Source organism: Kutzneria viridogrisea DSM 43870 (assembly GCF_000525635.1).
Lineage (GTDB): Bacteria > Actinomycetota > Actinomycetes > Mycobacteriales > Pseudonocardiaceae > Kutzneria > Kutzneria viridogrisea.
On the sequence record NZ_CP007155.1, the window covers coordinates 4,629,663 to 4,644,962 of the forward strand.

Genomic DNA, 15,300 nt, shown 5'->3' on the forward strand with positions numbered 1-15,300 from the left:
TACCGTGGTGTCGGGCGTCGGATCCGTGTAGAGACTGACGATCCGTGTTCTTGTGGGGCGAACTCGGGATCCCTGCTGATGGTCCAGGAGCGCGTGCGTCTCCAGCGCACTCCCTCGGCCAGCAGGATCCGCCGCACCTGGCTACGGCCGATCTCGATTCCCTCCGCGCGGGCGGCTTCGGTCAGTGCGTCCAGTGTCCAGTACGCCGGTCCGGTCTCATCGGCCGCGACCAGGCCCTCCTCCCATCAACGGGGCCCCAGCCGGCCTGGCGGATCACGATCAGGGGCCAATCGCCACCCGCATTCAGGAACGCAGCACTAGTCCGTGGCGGCGGGTTCCGACTGGATGGCCGACTGTCGTGCCTCGCGCCTGCCCAGCGCCGCGAGGATCAGGGTCACGGTGACGGATCCGGCCGCGATCAGCGTCATCGCCGTTGCCGGAGAGGCCAGTTGGGCCAGCGTGCCCGCGAGGGCAGCGCCGACGCCCTGCAGGGCGGTCATGCCGGTGGCGTGCAGGCCGAGTGCTTGGCCCGCGAGGTCGTCGGGGGTGAGGGACATCAGGCGTTCCTGGAGGACCAGGGTCGCGGCGAAGCCGACGGAGGCCACGGTGACGGCCACGGCTGACAGCTCCACTCCCGGCCGCAGGACGAAGAACAGGTAGGGAACCGCCAGCAGCAGACGCAGCGGGGTCGCGAGACGGGGGCGCACCGCGGGCGGTACCAGGCGGCCCACCGCCATGTCGCCCACGAACATGCCCAGCGCCCCGAACGCGTACAGCATGCCGGCGGCGTGAGGCGCGTAGGAGACGTAGAGCGAATCGCTGCCGACGATCAGGCCGTTGGGGACCCACAGGCCCAGGTACGTCAGGCGGCGGGTGCGTGAGGACCACAGGAAGGCGTTGGTGCGCCAGGTCGCCGACACGGACGGGCGGCCGGCGGAGCGCGGTGGGCGGGCCGTGAGGCCCAGGCGGGTGCCCAGGGCCGCCAGCACGTACAGCGCCGCCGCGAGGAGCAGGCAGGTCTGTGGGGACAGGAGAGCCAACAGTGCGCCGCCCGTCGCGAAACCGGCCATCTGCGTCAGGCCCCAGAGCATGTTGTACACCGAACGGCCAAGGACGTAGCCATCCTTGGACAGGATCTCGTTCAGCAGGCCCCCACGCACTCCGCTGCCCAGCGACGCGACCAGGCCCTGGAAGAGTAGGACGGCGAAAACCGCCCAGACCGGCAGACCAGGCAGCGCCAGCACCGCCGTACCGGCCGCGAAGGCAAGGGCGAGGCCGGACAGGATCGCGCGCGGGGGCAGACGGTCGGCGCCCGAGAGCAGGAACGTGGCCCCCATCAACTGTGCCAGCTGCGGGCCGAACATGCTCACCGCCGACAGGAGGGGGGAGCCGGTGGCCCGGAAGACCAGCGTGCCGAGGGCCAGGCCGCTGATCGTCTGGGCTGCGGCAGAAGCGGCGAAGGAGAGCAGGAACGGGGTGAACTCCGGGGTGCGGAACAGGGAGCGGTAGCTGCGCATGCGTCGAATTCTCGGAGCGGCCCGGGGCCGTGTTCACTGTTTCGCCGACACGCGAAAGGGTTGTCACGCAGGGGCTCATGGCATTTCGACACCGACACCCTCGCCCGTAGCCGTGGCCCGGGTGCGGCCACCCGGGACCCGTGTCCGACAGCGGGCGACAACCTGGCGGCCGGTGAGGCAACCTCGCCTCGGGTGACGCGTCTTGCTGGCAGACAACGGTGATCAACGAACGGAGTACGCGGTGGCGGTAGTGGGGGAGGCGGCCAGGGGAGGCCGTCGAAGGGGGATCAGGGGGACGGCGTGTCTGGCCGCGGTGTGCGGGGTGGTGCTGTCGGCGTGCTCGACCGCCGCGCAGCAGCCCACACCGGGCGCTTCGGCGGCATCACCGTCGGCCACGGAAACGCGGACCACGGCGCCCGCAGCTGGGGTGGGGTCGAGTGCGATGTCGCGAACGGGCGCCGCGGACACGAGTGTGCTCGGTCCGGACGGGTACGGCGCGCTGAAACTGGGGATGAGCCGCTCGGCCGCGCTGGCCAGTGGCGTGTTGTCGCCGGCCAAGCCGGTCGCCTCCGACCCGGCCGGATGCACCGGGCACGACATCGTCGGGCACGCCACCGGCGCTGATTCGGTGGGTGTCTACGTCTCGCCGACCCAGGGCGTTGTGCAGATCGCCGCGGCCGCCGGATGGCACACTCCCGAGCGCATTGGTATCGGCGCCAGCAAGGCTCAGGTCAGGGCCGCCTACCCGGACTTGGTGGTCAACACCAACGGCGCGCACGCCTCGGTGCCCGGCAACGCCCGCGCGGTGTACCGCTTCAACCTGGACCCGGCCGGGAAGGTGACCGTGTTCGAGTTGGCCTTGGCACACCAGGAATGCACCAACTGACTCGCCCAGGGACCGGGTGCTGTGTGCCGCCGCTGGAACGGGAACCCGAACGGTGGGGCCAGTGTCCGCGGGGTCCGGCAACAGCACCCGGGTCCGCTGCGGGTAGGAGTTCGACTCGGCATTCGTGGCTGCCACACGGTGCCCGTCCTGCTGGGCGTAGCGCCAGCAGCATCACTCGGGAACTGGGTGCGCCGTCCTGAGTTCCCGGAGCAGCCGAGCTGGGGCGACTTTGGTCACGGCCGTCGTCCTGTCCAGCTGCCACCCCTTGCGGTACGCCGCGGCGAAGGTTTCCTCGCCCAGCGCGGCCCGCCCTCGGCGGGTGAGCTCGCGAACCTGCTGATCGGTGCGGTCGTGAGCGCCGCGCAGCCGGGAGGCGGCGCCGAGCAGGACGGCCGACTCATGATGGCACCCGTGCGCCTCGGCGAGCGCGGCCGCATTCACCGCCACCAGCGACAGGATCGGCAGGTCCCTGGTCTGTAGCGCCGCCGCGTACGCCTGTTCCAGCGCCTCGTCCGCGCCGGCCAGGTCGCCCAACTCCAGGCATAGCGAAGTCCGCACGCTGCCGAGCAGCGTCCGCGCGTGGTCGCCGGGGAACGTGGTGTCCTCGTGCAGACCCCGTTCGGCGCCGTCGAGCAGTTCCCGCGCCCGGTCCAGGTCGCCGAGCCGCAGCCAGAAGACGGCCTCCCACGTGTCGACCATGACCAGCATGTGCTGCGAGTTCGCGCGCAGCGCCCGCTCCCGGGCCGAGCCGATCGCCGCGGCCGTCAGGTCGGTGTCGCCGCGCCGCAGGTACAGGTCGATCCAGCGCAGGTCCACGAACACCTCGTCACCGAGGCTGATCACGCCGAACTCGGCGGCCAGCGACCGGGCCTCGCGCAGGTCGGCCAGCGCGCCGTCGAGGTCCTCGTACCTCCGCAGCTGAGCGCGCATCGGCAGGGTGGTGGCCTGGCCCCAGCGGTCGTCGGTCTGCCGGAAGCAGGCCAGCGCCGCCTCCACGTCGGTGCGCACCTCGTCCAGCTCGCCCGCGTTCTCGGCGATCTGGGCCCGGAACACGCGGGCCAACCCGGACAGCCAAACGTCGTCGCCGTCGACCAGCCGCTGGATGATCACGAGCGCGGTCTCCTCCTCCCGCAGGATCGCGAGCGGTAGCGCGGCGAGCGCGCTGGCCCGCCCCGGCAGCGCCGGGTACGCGAGCAGTCGGTCGGCCAGCTCGCGTATCTCGGCCCGGTCCTCGGCGGCGTCCTTGGCGGTCATGCCCGGCCGGATGTCGGCCCGGTTGAGCAGGTAGAGCGCGCGGGCGCAGTCGCGGTCGGGCGTGGGCTCGCCGCCAGGCACCGCCAGCGCCTCGCCCAGCCAGTAGGCCGCGTCGGATTGCCGGCCCAACATCACCCAGTACCAGGTCAGGTCCAGGGCGAGGGCGACCGCGCCGGTGGCGTCGCCGGTATCGCATCGCCAGCGCAGGGCGGCCAGCGCGTTGTCGTACTCGGCGCTGATGACCCGCATGGCCGCCAGCTGGCCGGACCCGCGCAACTGCGGGTCGTACCGGGCCATCAACTCGGCGAAGTACCCGGCGGCCAGGTCGCGGACGGTGCCGAGGTCGCCGGTATCGGCCAGGCGGTCGGTGCCGTACTCGCGCAGCGTCTCCAGCATGCGGTAGCGGCCCGGGTCGGGCGCGAGCTGCAACAGCGACCGGTCGACCAGAGCGGCGAGCAACTCGGGGATCTCAGCGGCCGGCACCGCGGTACCGGCGCAGACCGCGGTGGCCGAGGCCAGCGTGACGCCGCCGGGCAGGGGCGAGACGCGTTCGGCGACCGTGCGCTCGTGCTCGCTCAGCAGGTCCCAGCTCCAGGCGATGACCGCGCGCAGCGTGCGGTGCCGGGGCAGCGCGGTGCGGCTACCCGTGGTGAGCAGCCGAAACCGGTCGGAGAGCCCATCGGCGAGCTCGGGCAGCGACAGCGTCCGCAGCCGGGCCGCGGCCAGCTCCAGTGCCAGCGGCATCCCGTCCAGGCTGCGGACCACCCGCCGGACCTCGGGCAGCGTCGCCTCGTCGACCTCGAAGCCGGGGCGCACGGCCGCGGCCCGCTCGGTGAACAGGCGTAGCGAGGCCGCCCGCCGGGCCTGCTCGACGTCGTCGTCCGGGCCGGGCAGCGCGAGCGGGCCGAGCGGCACCAACGCCTCGCCGTCGACCGCGAGGGGTTCACGGCTGGTGGCGAGCACACGCAGCCCGGAGCAGTGGGACAGCAGCGCCGCGACCAGGTGGGCCACGGCGTCGATCAGGTGCTCGCAGTTGTCGACCAGCAGCAGGCTCTCCCGGCCGCCGAGCTGGTCGACGAGCACATGGAACTCGTCGCCATCGAGGCGTATCGGGGCCTCGAACCTCGCGCCGCCGCGCAGCCCGATCCCGGCGAGCACGGCCGCGCCGACCTTGGCCGGCTCGGTGACCGAGGCGAGGTCGATCATCCAGGCGCCGTCGCGGTACTCGTGGCGGTGGCGGCGGGCGGCCTCCACGGCGAGCCGGGTCTTGCCGGCGCCGCCGGGACCGAGCACCGTGACCAGGCGCCCGGCGGCGAGCAGCGTGTCTATCCGAGCGAGGTCGTCGTCGCGCCCGACGAAGCTGGTCAGCGGCGCGGGCAGGTTGCTCGGGCTGAGCCGCGCGACGTCCGGGGCGGGCCGGTCGGCGCGCAGCAGGCTCAGGTGGCGCTCGCGCAGGGCGGTGCCCGGGTCGGTGCCGAGGTCGTCGGCCAGGGTTTCGCGGACCCGCTCGTACAGGGCCAGGGCCTCGGCCTGGCGACCTTGGGCGGCGAGCGCGTCCATGAGCAGCGCGGCCGCCCGCTCGTGGACGGGGTGCTCGGCGAGCAGTGCGGTCAGGCGGGCGGCGGCCGCGTCGGCACGGCCCAGCGTCAGCTCGGCGTCAGCGAGGTCGGTGACGGCCTCGATCGAGGCGTGGACCAGCCGGGTGGCGGTGGCGGGCGCCACCGCGGCGACGCCCGCGGGCTCGGCGCCGGGGCGGTCGCCCCACAGCGCCACGGCCTCGCCGGGCACGGCTGCCGCGGCGTTCGGGTCACCGGCGCGCAGGCGGTCACGGCCGGCGGCGGCAAGCTGCTCGAACCGCAGTGCGTCCACGTCGGCCGCGTCCACGGCCAGCCGGTAGCCGCCCGCGACCTGCGCGACGTCGCTGGCCGAGCCGAGGGTCCGGCGCAGCCGCGAGACGAGAGCCTGCAAGGCGTGGGCGGGGTCGGCCGGCGGGTCCTCGGCCCAGATCGCGTCGATCAGGACGCTCTGGTCGACCGCGCGCCCGCCTGTCAGCGCCAGTCGTGCGACCAGCCCCTGCAACCGCGCGCCCGGGACGGGCAGTGCGGCGTCACCGCGTGCCACCTGAAAGGCACCGAGCAGCGTGACGCAAAGCCGCGCACCCCCGTCCATTCCACGATCTTCGCGTACGCACCGTCGGGTCCCCACATCAGGGCAGCGCCGGTGCATCCCCGTGTCAGCGCCATGTGTGCCCCGTGTGAGCGGCCCGCAGCAATCTTGGCGCGACTTCGGAAGGGGATTTCTCGTGCATGACGTGGTGATCGTGGGCGCTGGCCCGGTCGGTCTGTTCCTTGCCTGCGAACTCGGCCTCGCGGGCTGCTCTGTCCTGGTGCTCGAGCGGGAGCCGGAGCCCGGCTCCCCGTGGCGGGCGGACCCGCTCGGGATGCGGGGCCTGTCCGCCGGGTCGGTCGAGGCGTTCTACCGCCGCGGGATGCTGGACCCACTGCTGACGGCGTCGGGCGTCAGCGAGGATCCCGGCCCGAACCCCGATGCGGACGAGCCGTCACCTCCTCTGGGCGTGGGCCACTTCGCCGGCATGGTGCTCGATCCTGCCAAGGTTGACCTCGCCGCCCTGCCGTTTCGGCTGCCCAGCCCCGCGATGGACGGCGTGCAGACGAACCTCGAAGCGGTCGAGACGGTGCTGTCCGAGCGGGCTGCCAAGCTCGGCGTGGAGATCAGGCGCGGCGTCACGGTGGACGCCATCGCGCAGGACGATGCGAGCGTGGTCGCATACGCCGGCGAGCACGAGTACGCGGCGCGCTGGCTCGTCGGCTGCGATGGCGGACGCAGCGCGGTGCGCAAGCTCGCGGGCTTCGAGTTCGTCGGCACCGAGCCGCTGTTCACCGGCTACGTCATGCTCGCCACTGCCCCCGATCTCGACAAGCTGAACCCCGGGTTCAACCTGACGCCGACGGGGATGTATCTCCGGCTGTTCACCGAGGGGCACCTCGGCATGATGGACTTCGACGGCGGCGCGTTCGATCGCTCGCAGCAGCCGACCCGCGACCACCTCCAGGCGGTGCTACGCCGTGTCTCCGGCACCGACGTGACGCTGAGCGAGGTCCACCTCGCCTCGAGCTTCACCGATCGGGCGATGCAGACGACGACCTACCGGCTTGGGCGCGTCCTGCTCGCGGGCGACGCCGCGCACATCCACTCTCCCCTTGGCGGACAGGGACTCAACCTCGGCATTGGCGACGCCTTGAACCTGGGGTGGAAGCTCGCGGCGACCGCGCGCGGGCACGCGCCGGACGGGCTTCTCGACACCTATACCCGCGAGCGGCATCCGATCGGCGCTTGGGTGCTCGATTGGACGCGCGCCCAGGCGTTGGTGATGAGGCCGGACTCGCATGCGCAGGCGCTCCAAGGAGTGATTCGCGAGCTGCTCTGGACCCGTGACGGAACGACCCACGTGTTCGACAAGGTGTCGGGATTGTCGATCCGCTACGACCTCGGCAGCGAGCAGCCACTGGTCGGCCGCAACGCCCCGGACCTCCGCCTTGAGGACGGCACTCGCCTCGGCGAGCTGTTGCAGGACGGACGAGGCGTCGCGCTCGATTTCAGCACCGACCGATACCTGCGCGATTCAACGATGGGCTGGGAGAGCCGGATGCGGTACGCGGCAGGGCCGGCGCGAAACGACCTCGGATTGGGCGCCGTGCTTGTCCGACCTGACGGCGTAATCGCCTGGGCTGGTGATCGCAACCCTGATCGTGACGGGTTCGAGCGGGCCGTCAGCCAATGGTTTGGCAGCCCGGAAATCCAGATCTGAACAGCTACCCCGTAATCGAGTTCCAGGAGCACACATGACGATCACTCTTCGCCCGGGAACCACCGTGATGTTCACCGGCGATTCGATCACCGACTGCCAGCGGTTGGAGAGCGAGGACGGCCTCGGGTTCGGCTACCCGCTGCGCATCGCGGGCGAGTGGGGACTCCAGCACCCGGACCGGGCCGTGACCTGGCTGAACACCGGGATCGCTGGCCACAAGGTGATGGACCTCGAAGCCCGCTGGCAGGCGGACGTGCTCGACGCGCGCCCGGACGTGGTGTCGATCCTCGTCGGCGTCAATGACATGGGCTGGCACACGTACGACCCGGACGGCTACGTGATCCCCGCTGAGGACTACGCCGCAGGTTACGACCGCCTGCTCGCGCCGCTGGCCGAGGCGGGCACGGAGCTGATCCTCATCGAGCCGTTCCTCCTGCCGATCCGCGTCCTGATCCAGGTCGTCGACACGCACGTTGGCGAGACTGAGCGGAAGGAGTGGCGCGCCGACCTGGACCCGAAAATCCAGGCCGTGCACGAGCTCGCCCGCAAGTACGGCGCGCACCTGCTCGCCGCCGACGACATGTTCGCCGAACTCGCCGTGACGACCGGGCCGGAGTACTGGGCCGCGGACGGCGTGCACCCGACACCGGCCGGTCACGCCGCCCTCGCGGCGGCTTGGCTGCGCCTGGTCGCCTGAGGCGTTGCCTGGTGTCAGTGAAGGTTGTCCCGCTGCCATCGACTCCTGTTCCGACATGGGTTTGAACCTCGACACGTCGACGATCTCCATGGGCAACAGACAGATCTGATGCGGACGGGTGAACTCCGGTGTATTCGGCGCACTGAGGGTTCCCCTGGAGGACCCTGGACGCCTGGCGCCCAACATGATCGGGGGTGGCGGTGAACCAGCCGCAACGGCCGAACGAACCCGTGCCCGGCAGTGCACCGCAGGTCCACAAAAACGTAGCCGCCCACGTGACCGGCCCGGTGATGCAGGCCCGCGACGTGTACGGCGGCGTCAACTTCCACACCGGGCTAACCCCCGGCATGAAGAGGACACTGCTCATCGCCGCCGCCACCGTCATCGTGGCGCTGACCGTCAGCAGCGACACCGCCATCCCCGCGCCGGCGGCACTGGCAGACGGGCAGCGCCGGTCGTGCGGTGGGCCGTGGCTGGCCCACGGGCCGATTCTGGAGAAGTACCTACAGGAACGGGCGCGTAAAGATGCCACACTTGGCTGCCCGCTGGGGCCCGTGACCGCCACCGCGGACGGCCGTGGCCAGTTCGCGGTCTTCGACACCCCCGACACGCGGTACTCCGACAGGATCTACTGGAGCCAGGACACCGGCGCGCACACCATCTTGGGCGAGATCGGCCTGAAGTGGGCTGCGCTGCAGGCAGAGATCGGACAACTCGGATTCCCGACAGGCGACGAGGAGCGCAACCCGGACCAGGATGGCCGCCGCCAGAAATTTCAGCACGGCCAGCTGTACTGGCACCCGCAGCGTTCCCACGGAGCGCACCCGATCTCCGACGAGTTCTTCGCGACCTGGGCAGCGAGGAAAAACGAGACGGGACCGCTCGGCTATCCCGTCAGCGACGTGCAGGCCACCTCAGACGGCGCCGGCCGGCACCAGGACTTCCAGGGCGGAACGATCATCGCTCACCCCGCGCGCTCGAACGGAGCACATGCGGTAATGCTCAAGATCTACGAGAAGTGGCAGCGGCACGGCGCGGAGGCCGGTGACTATGGCTACCCGGTCGCCGACGAGGTCGAGGACGGCCGCGCCTATCATCAGGTGTTCGAGCGAGGAGAAATCGTCTGGGACGACGCCATCCAGGACTACCGCTGACCGAATCGACAGTCGCACCGAGTCTGGCTCAGCCATCGGGCTGGCCTGCGCTGATGCCGCGTCCATGGCCAAGTGGGTCACGCGGGTGGCTGGATCCAGGCTGTTGGTGGCCTGCGCTGAGCGCGGACCACTAGGAGCACACCGCCGCCCAGGGCCAGCAGGAGACCGCCCGCGAACAGGGTGGCGCCGAGCGCGCCGAACCCACCAACCACAGCCACTGCTACCACCACGCCAACGCACTCGTGAGCCTGGGCGTCCAGTACTGGGACAAGGGCGATCACCCGACCGGTACCGCCCGTCAGGCTGAGCGGCGGGTTGCCTCATAGTGGGTTGGGTGTCGTGGTGAGCAGATGTCGACGATTGTGAGGTTCATGGCGCGGCCCGCTCTCGCACCAACCGACCTGCCGGGCCGGTCAAGGGCGTGCCGCACTGTGCTGCTATACCACGTCCACGAGGTAAGCAGCCGCCAGTTTGGAGGAGTTCTCGATGATCGCGCCCCGGCCACTGAGGTTCGTCCCAGGCGACGACCCAGTCAGCCGCGTGCGCGAGTTCGTCAGAAACCCGGCGCTGCGCGGGTTGGTCGAGCAGTTCGGGGGCACCTGGCCAGGGGGCGAGCTGCCGGAGGTGCTGGCGACATTGGTCGAGTTCTCGGCTGTGTGGGACCGCCGCCAGGGAGCCAGTCGGCTGGACATCCAGGACGGCGGCGGCTTCGACAGCGAGCGCGCCATGGTGGCGGTCGAGCAGCTCGGCCTCTGCGACCACGCACTACCGGCGGAGGCGCACTACGACTGGGTGTTCGTCCTCGGCGGCCTGGCAGCGGGCTGCCGCAGACGAACCGAGCACCTGTCCAGGCTACTGACGGAAGCCCATATCGAGACAGGGGGCATCTGCTTGCTCGGATCGTTCCGCGACCTGCGGGAGGCGGAATTCGCCGTGGCGGCTGAGTTCGCGCCGAACGCCACGACCGAAGTTGACCTGTTGCTTGAGCTCGCCACGCGGGAGTTCCCGTCCGAACGGGCGTGGACCATCGAGCTCGACGGTGATCGGGCATCAGCGCCGCGTTTGGCTCAGCTGCACGCTCGGCGAACCGGTCACCCTGAGATGCACGTGTTCGCTGCTCGCAGCAGCCAGCCCGAGCAACGCGTGGCCAATACCGCCGACACCTACCAGCAGGCAGCAAGCGTGCTGGCGTTCCCCCCGAAAGCACGACTGTTGGTGGTGACCACGCACCTGTACGCGACGTACCAGCACTTCGACGCTGTTCGCGTGTTGGGTCTGCCGCACGAGTTGTGCGTCGAAACCATCGGCGCACCGCCGAAGGTCGGGGGCCGGATCTGGTCTACCGCCGTGTACCTGCAGGAGGTGCGCAGTACTCTCCTGGCAGGCCTGCGGCTCGTCACCGCGGTCGAGTCAGGAAGACCAGGTCGATAAGCGATCCTGCGGTCAACCAGTTACGTCCTGCCCAGTGCCCTGCTGCATCACGGGCGTATGGCCGAAATGCGTCATTGTCGTGTCTGGTTCCGGCAGCCTCCTCGGAGTGCCGGAACCAGACACGTGATGAAAGTGATTCCCTGTCGTATGCGGCCCCGGCGCCCCCTCGACGCGTCGGGACCAGCAGCATGACGAAAGTGATCCACTATCACATTCGGCCCCGGCGTACCCCTCATCACGTCGGGACCAGTGACACCAGAGTGCTGTTGCGCCGATCGGCGGTCCACAGTATTGAACGAGGTGGAAAACTCGGTGGCCACAACGCGACACGGAGGCGAACCGAGGGATCATCATGGCGCTGCGGCTGCATTTCACCGCCGGCGATCTGGCACGTACCCGCATCGCCACCCACCCACACCCAACCTGGGAGCTGGTGCTCAGCCTGCATGTCATCCAGCACCGCCACATCCCGGCCCGCCACAGTCTGTGGCGAACCTCGGCGCTCGAACGCCTGAACCACCATCCTCACAGCCGCCATCACCTCACGCTGCTCACCGAACTGACACCGGCACGGGGATCCTTCCCGGACTTCCTCACGCCGTACCAGGACACCGACGACTTCACCACCTCACTGGACACCGTGCTCAGCACCCCGGTCAGCCGGCTGGCCGTCGAACTGACGTCGCCCTACCTCGGCCGACAGCCATCAGCCGAGGTCTGCCGGCTCGGCACCGGCGATCTTGACGCGGTGCACGCATTGGGAGACGCGATGTCCTGGTACCACGACCTGGTCCTGGCCCCGCACTGGTCCGGCATCGACCGAGTGGTCCGCAACGACCGGACCCTGCGGTCTCAGGACATCGCAGCCAAGGGCATCGAGGGGCTGCTCAACAACCTGTCGGAGTGCATTTGGTGGGTCCCGCCCGTCCTGCACGCCGACTACCTCGTTGATCGCGAGATCCAGTTGGGCGGGCGCGGCTTGACGCTCATTCCCTCGTACTTCTGCTGGGGCGCTCCGGTGGCCTTCATCGACCCCGAGCTCCCACCCGTGCTGGTCTACCCCATCACCGACGCCGCCGCCCCAGCCGAGGATCCGGCAGCACTGGCCAGTCTCCTCGGCGGTACCCGAGCGCAGGTCCTGCGGGCACTGCGCGTGCCGCGCTCCACCACGGACCTGGCCGAGTGCATTCATGCCTCACCCGCCGCCGCGAGCAAGCACGCCACCGTGCTGCGCCACGCTGGCCTGATCTGCAGTGTCCGTCGCGGCAACCTCATGCGCCACATCGTGACCGAGCTCGGCGAAAAGCTGCTGGATGCCTGCCACGAACGAAGAAGCGGCGGCTCGCGATCGCCCTCGGCCGTCTGGCACCCCGGGCGGCTACCGGAAACATGATGAGGGCTGTTCACCGTACTTCCGCTGTGTCAGCTGGTTCCCGACTCAGCCTTCTTGCGGTGGGCAGGGCAAACGGCTGTGCTGCCTCCCGCGAAACCGAGTAGCGCCTGCCAGCGGTCATGGTTGACAGTGGAGCAATGCGGGCGGACGGCGGCAAGGATCTCCTCGCCGGTTACGTGACCGGGCCAGCGGCGGCGACCGAGGCGACGGCTGTGGCGCTGGCTCGGGCGGAAAGCGCCCGTGTCGTTGTGCTTGTCGAGGGGGTGAGCGACCAGATCGCCGTCGAGACTCTCGCCGGGCGGCGTGGCCGGGATCTGGCGGCCGAGGGCATCGTGGTCCTGCCCGTCGGCGGAGCCCATGGCGTCGCACGTTACCTGCGGCGATTCGGCCCTGAGGGGACCGGTGCACGCCTCGCCGGGCTCTGCGACGCCGGCGAGGCACACATCGTCCAGCGGGGCCTAGCTACGGCCGGCCTCGGGACGCCCAGCTCGCGCGCCGACCTGGAGCGACTGGGCTTCTTCGTCTGTGTCGAGGACTTGGAGGATGAGCTCATCCGCACCGCCGGACCCGCACAGGTCATGGAAGTCCTCGCCGCGCACGGGGATCTCGGGGCGTTCCGCACCATCCAGCGGCAGCCCGCGTGGCGGGGAAAGGACGAGGCGGCGCAGTTGCGGCGCTTCCTCGGTGCAGGCTCGCAGCGCAAGCTCCGCTACGCCCGCCTGCTGACCGAGACGATCAACCTTGACCAGATGCCGCAGCCGCTGGACGCCCTGCTCTCCGCGGTCTGACGCCTGGTGCGGCAGGCGCCAGCGACGGTGTGAGGGCCGCAGCGCGGCCTCCACCTCGGCCACCGACCGGCCAGTCGCGATGCAAGGGCGAGGCGGTCCCCGCTGCGTACAGCCTGCTGATCGTTTACGGCGGCTGAGCATGCAGTCCGCCTGACCTGTCCCGGCGGAGTCATCGATGGGTTGAGATGCCGCTTGACCTGTGCGGATGCGGTTTTCGGCATGCGCGACCCACCCGTCGACGTCCCCACCTCGCTGCTGTGATACGTTCCGCACAACTCGGTACTTGCGAAATTCTTTAAGTCTTGGGATCATCGGGCGGTCGCGTCGGCGGATGCCTGCGCGTCTGTTGGCAGCAAGGGGTGTGGAGATGACAGGCGAGTTCGCGGCGGTGCTGCGCGACAGCATCGAGACCACCGCACGTTCGCTACGGGCCGCGCCGCTGGCCACCGTGAGCGCCAACCGCGGATGATCGGGACGCTCTGCCAGGCCATGACCACACCCTGCTGCACGTGGAGGCACTCGGTGCCGGACCAGCTCACCGCACGAACGATGGAGCCGACGTCATGACGGTCCCATTGATTGTTTACGTGGGGTCTCGGTCCGGTTCTTCTGGCGCGATCTCTCATTTCGGCTCCACTCGAGTCTAAGGGACCGATGCTCGCTGGAAAATGCGAGTATGGGCCTCTCGTCGTTTGTTGGGTGGAACCCGCCCCCCGATCTGGGGGCACTGCCCCAGGCTTCTGACATGGAGTTTTGGCCCGACCCGTCGGTCGAGCGTTGTGGCGCCTCGCCATGTCCGTTGGTTGTCTGACACCAGACTCGCGGTTCACGGCAAATCAGAAGTATTCAGGTTGTGTCTGAGGTAGGTAGTCGGCGACAAGTCAGTCGTGAATGTGTTACCCGAACTGAATTGTTCACCCGATCGTGTAATGCGCAGATGGGAAGTAACGCTCGTGGTAGCTTTTTCGATGAAAGGGTAAACGCGATTAAATGACCAGTTCGCTGGATGTCCCCGTTCTGTAGACCTCGAGTTTGCGCGGAGGGCCCTCTGAGACGCGACTATCGAGCCACATTCGATGCCCTGGCACACGCTTTGGCGGAGTACGGCCCCGGCTCGCCCGGAGCGGAGACGCTGCTGCTGCGCTCGGGCAGGATCGGTGAGGGGGAGCAGAACAAGGTCTGCGAGCGAGCGTCAGGACGCGGCCCCGTCAAGCGGCGCTTGTCATCCGCGGTACCGTCGCGTCCACCGAACTTCAGATCCTTGCCGTGGCGGCAGTGCGGGACGGGACGTTCGCCACCGCAGCCGGCGACATCAATGAACACGTCGTCGTCGAATTCATCGATGTGCTGCCGTCCGCAGCGGACGACGTCGCCCCGGCCCTGCTACGGGGAACATCACGCCTGCTGGACGCACTTGCCTCGCCTCTGTTTTCCTCGTCGTTTTACCGGGAATGTGTGGTGCCCGCGTGTGGGGTGGCGGGAGAGCATCGCGCATGTGTTCGTCTTTGATTCTTCGCTCTCGTCGATGGCGCTGTCTGCGCCGAGATGTATCAGTACGCGGTCGAGGTGTGGCGTGTTTTGCCGCGCCGCCTCGACCGCCAGTTGATTGAAGGAAGTGACGTTTGATGATGAACATCGATACGGCATTGAAGGAAGCCATGTCCATCGCCGGCGCTATCGGTGTTGCGCTGGTTGACTATGAAAGCGGAATGTCGCTCGGCGCCAGTGGCGGAGGTGACTGGCTGAACCTGGAGATCGCGGCGGCCGGCAACACCGAGGTCGTTCGGTCGGAGCTCCGGGTGATGTCCGCGCTCGCGCTCAATGACAGCATCGAAGATATTCTGATCACGTTGCACCGTCAGTACCACCTGGTCCGGCTGCTGGACAACGTGAAGTCCAGAAGTTCACTGTTCCTGTACCTGGTGCTGGAAAGAGACTCGGCGAACCTCGCATTGGCTCGGCATCACCTCAAGCGCATCGAATCCGATCTGCATGTATAGGTGGCATTGACACCGCGGAACCTCCCAAGCGTCGGGCTCGGCTGGCTGCGGTGCGGGGCCTGACCGTGCTGTCCCGTCGACGTACAGGCAGGGTTCGATTCCCCTCAGCTCCACACGAACCCCGGGATCCCCATGTCTACGAAAAGCGCAGACATGGGGATCCCGGTACGTGCCGAGAAATATGTCCGTCCAGCTCGCGGGCGACCTGCCGCAGCGGATGATCCGAGGAACGAGCGAGCTCGACCGCGTCCCTGCGGAACTGCTCGGCGGGGTACTTCGACTTGCCTGCCCCAGCCGCTGCGGGGGTCCTGAACCATCGTTGTGCGGGTGAGCCTGCGCCCCAGCACACTA

At 69.2% G+C, this 15,300-nt stretch carries 12 protein-coding genes; 9 read left to right on the forward strand and 3 right to left on the reverse strand.

Going from position 1 to position 15,300, the window contains the following annotated elements:
* Positions 1 to 317: 317 nt before the first annotated feature.
* On the reverse strand, positions 318 to 1,517 hold the full coding sequence (locus KALB_RS20275) for an MFS transporter (protein WP_025357543.1): 1,200 nt from the start codon (positions 1,515 to 1,517) through the stop codon (positions 318 to 320).
* A gap of 442 nt (positions 1,518 to 1,959) precedes the next feature.
* On the opposite strand from KALB_RS20275, the gene KALB_RS20280 reads away from it, so the two are divergent.
* A complete protein-coding gene (locus KALB_RS20280) occupies positions 1,960 to 2,403 on the forward strand; it encodes a hypothetical protein (protein WP_025357544.1) in 444 nt (147 codons plus the stop codon).
* Between the two features lie 171 nt (positions 2,404 to 2,574).
* Here the strand turns inward: KALB_RS20280 and KALB_RS20285 are convergent, their stop codons facing one another.
* Complete coding sequence (locus tag KALB_RS20285) at positions 2,575 to 5,778, reverse strand: AfsR/SARP family transcriptional regulator (RefSeq protein WP_236650297.1); 3,204 nt, start codon at positions 5,776 to 5,778, stop codon at positions 2,575 to 2,577.
* A 181-nt stretch (positions 5,779 to 5,959) separates the two neighbouring features.
* Between KALB_RS20285 and KALB_RS20290 the strand changes: the two genes are divergently transcribed.
* From KALB_RS20290 to KALB_RS44055, 3 genes are all read left to right on the forward strand, one after another.
* Positions 5,960 to 7,486, forward strand: coding sequence for an FAD-dependent oxidoreductase (locus KALB_RS20290; protein ID WP_025357546.1), 1,527 nt, complete (start codon positions 5,960 to 5,962; stop codon positions 7,484 to 7,486).
* A 34-nt stretch (positions 7,487 to 7,520) separates the two neighbouring features.
* Positions 7,521 to 8,183, forward strand: a complete 663-nt coding sequence (locus tag KALB_RS20295; protein WP_025357547.1) for an SGNH/GDSL hydrolase family protein — start codon at positions 7,521 to 7,523, stop codon at positions 8,181 to 8,183.
* 194 nt (positions 8,184 to 8,377) lie between these two features.
* Positions 8,378 to 9,337 carry an LGFP repeat-containing protein gene (locus tag KALB_RS44055; RefSeq protein ID WP_025357548.1) on the forward strand — a complete coding sequence of 320 codons (960 nt, stop codon included), beginning with the start codon at positions 8,378 to 8,380 and terminating at the stop codon, positions 9,335 to 9,337.
* A gap of 77 nt (positions 9,338 to 9,414) precedes the next feature.
* Here the strand turns inward: KALB_RS44055 and KALB_RS47640 are convergent, their stop codons facing one another.
* Positions 9,415 to 9,555, reverse strand: coding sequence for a hypothetical protein (locus tag KALB_RS47640; protein WP_158510777.1), 141 nt, complete (start codon positions 9,553 to 9,555; stop codon positions 9,415 to 9,417).
* A gap of 268 nt (positions 9,556 to 9,823) precedes the next feature.
* Here KALB_RS47640 and KALB_RS20305 point away from each other — a divergent pair, with 268 nt between their 5' ends.
* From KALB_RS20305 to KALB_RS20320, 5 genes are all read left to right on the forward strand, one after another.
* Positions 9,824 to 10,768 (forward strand): hypothetical protein, encoded by a 945-nt coding sequence (locus tag KALB_RS20305; protein ID WP_025357549.1) that lies wholly within the window; start codon positions 9,824 to 9,826, stop codon positions 10,766 to 10,768.
* A 352-nt stretch (positions 10,769 to 11,120) separates the two neighbouring features.
* Entirely contained in the window at positions 11,121 to 12,161 is a 1,041-nt protein-coding gene (locus KALB_RS20310) for an ArsR/SmtB family transcription factor (protein ID WP_025357550.1), read from the forward strand.
* Positions 12,162 to 12,298: 137 nt separating this feature from the next.
* On the forward strand, positions 12,299 to 12,949 hold the full coding sequence (locus KALB_RS20315; protein WP_025357551.1) for a TOPRIM nucleotidyl transferase/hydrolase domain-containing protein: 651 nt from the start codon (positions 12,299 to 12,301) through the stop codon (positions 12,947 to 12,949).
* A gap of 1,266 nt (positions 12,950 to 14,215) precedes the next feature.
* On the forward strand, positions 14,216 to 14,458 hold the full coding sequence (locus KALB_RS46590) for a hypothetical protein (protein WP_148309543.1): 243 nt from the start codon (positions 14,216 to 14,218) through the stop codon (positions 14,456 to 14,458).
* A 119-nt stretch (positions 14,459 to 14,577) separates the two neighbouring features.
* Positions 14,578 to 14,949, forward strand: coding sequence for a hypothetical protein (locus KALB_RS20320; RefSeq protein WP_025357552.1), 372 nt, complete (start codon positions 14,578 to 14,580; stop codon positions 14,947 to 14,949).
* The last annotated feature ends 351 nt before the right edge of the window (positions 14,950 to 15,300 follow it).

Coding starts and splice junctions, on each gene's coding strand:
- KALB_RS20275 (WP_025357543.1), bottom strand. CDS start 1,517: ATGCGCAGCTACCGCTCCCTGTTCCGCACCCCGGAGTTCACCCCGTTC.
- KALB_RS20280 (WP_025357544.1), top strand. CDS start 1,960: ATGTCGCGAACGGGCGCCGCGGACACGAGTGTGCTCGGTCCGGACGGG.
- KALB_RS20295 (WP_025357547.1), top strand. CDS start 7,521: ATGACGATCACTCTTCGCCCGGGAACCACCGTGATGTTCACCGGCGAT.
- KALB_RS20305 (WP_025357549.1), top strand. CDS start 9,824: ATGATCGCGCCCCGGCCACTGAGGTTCGTCCCAGGCGACGACCCAGTC.
- KALB_RS20310 (WP_025357550.1), top strand. CDS start 11,121: ATGGCGCTGCGGCTGCATTTCACCGCCGGCGATCTGGCACGTACCCGC.
- KALB_RS20315 (WP_025357551.1), top strand. CDS start 12,299: ATGCGGGCGGACGGCGGCAAGGATCTCCTCGCCGGTTACGTGACCGGG.
- KALB_RS20320 (WP_025357552.1), top strand. CDS start 14,578: ATGAACATCGATACGGCATTGAAGGAAGCCATGTCCATCGCCGGCGCT.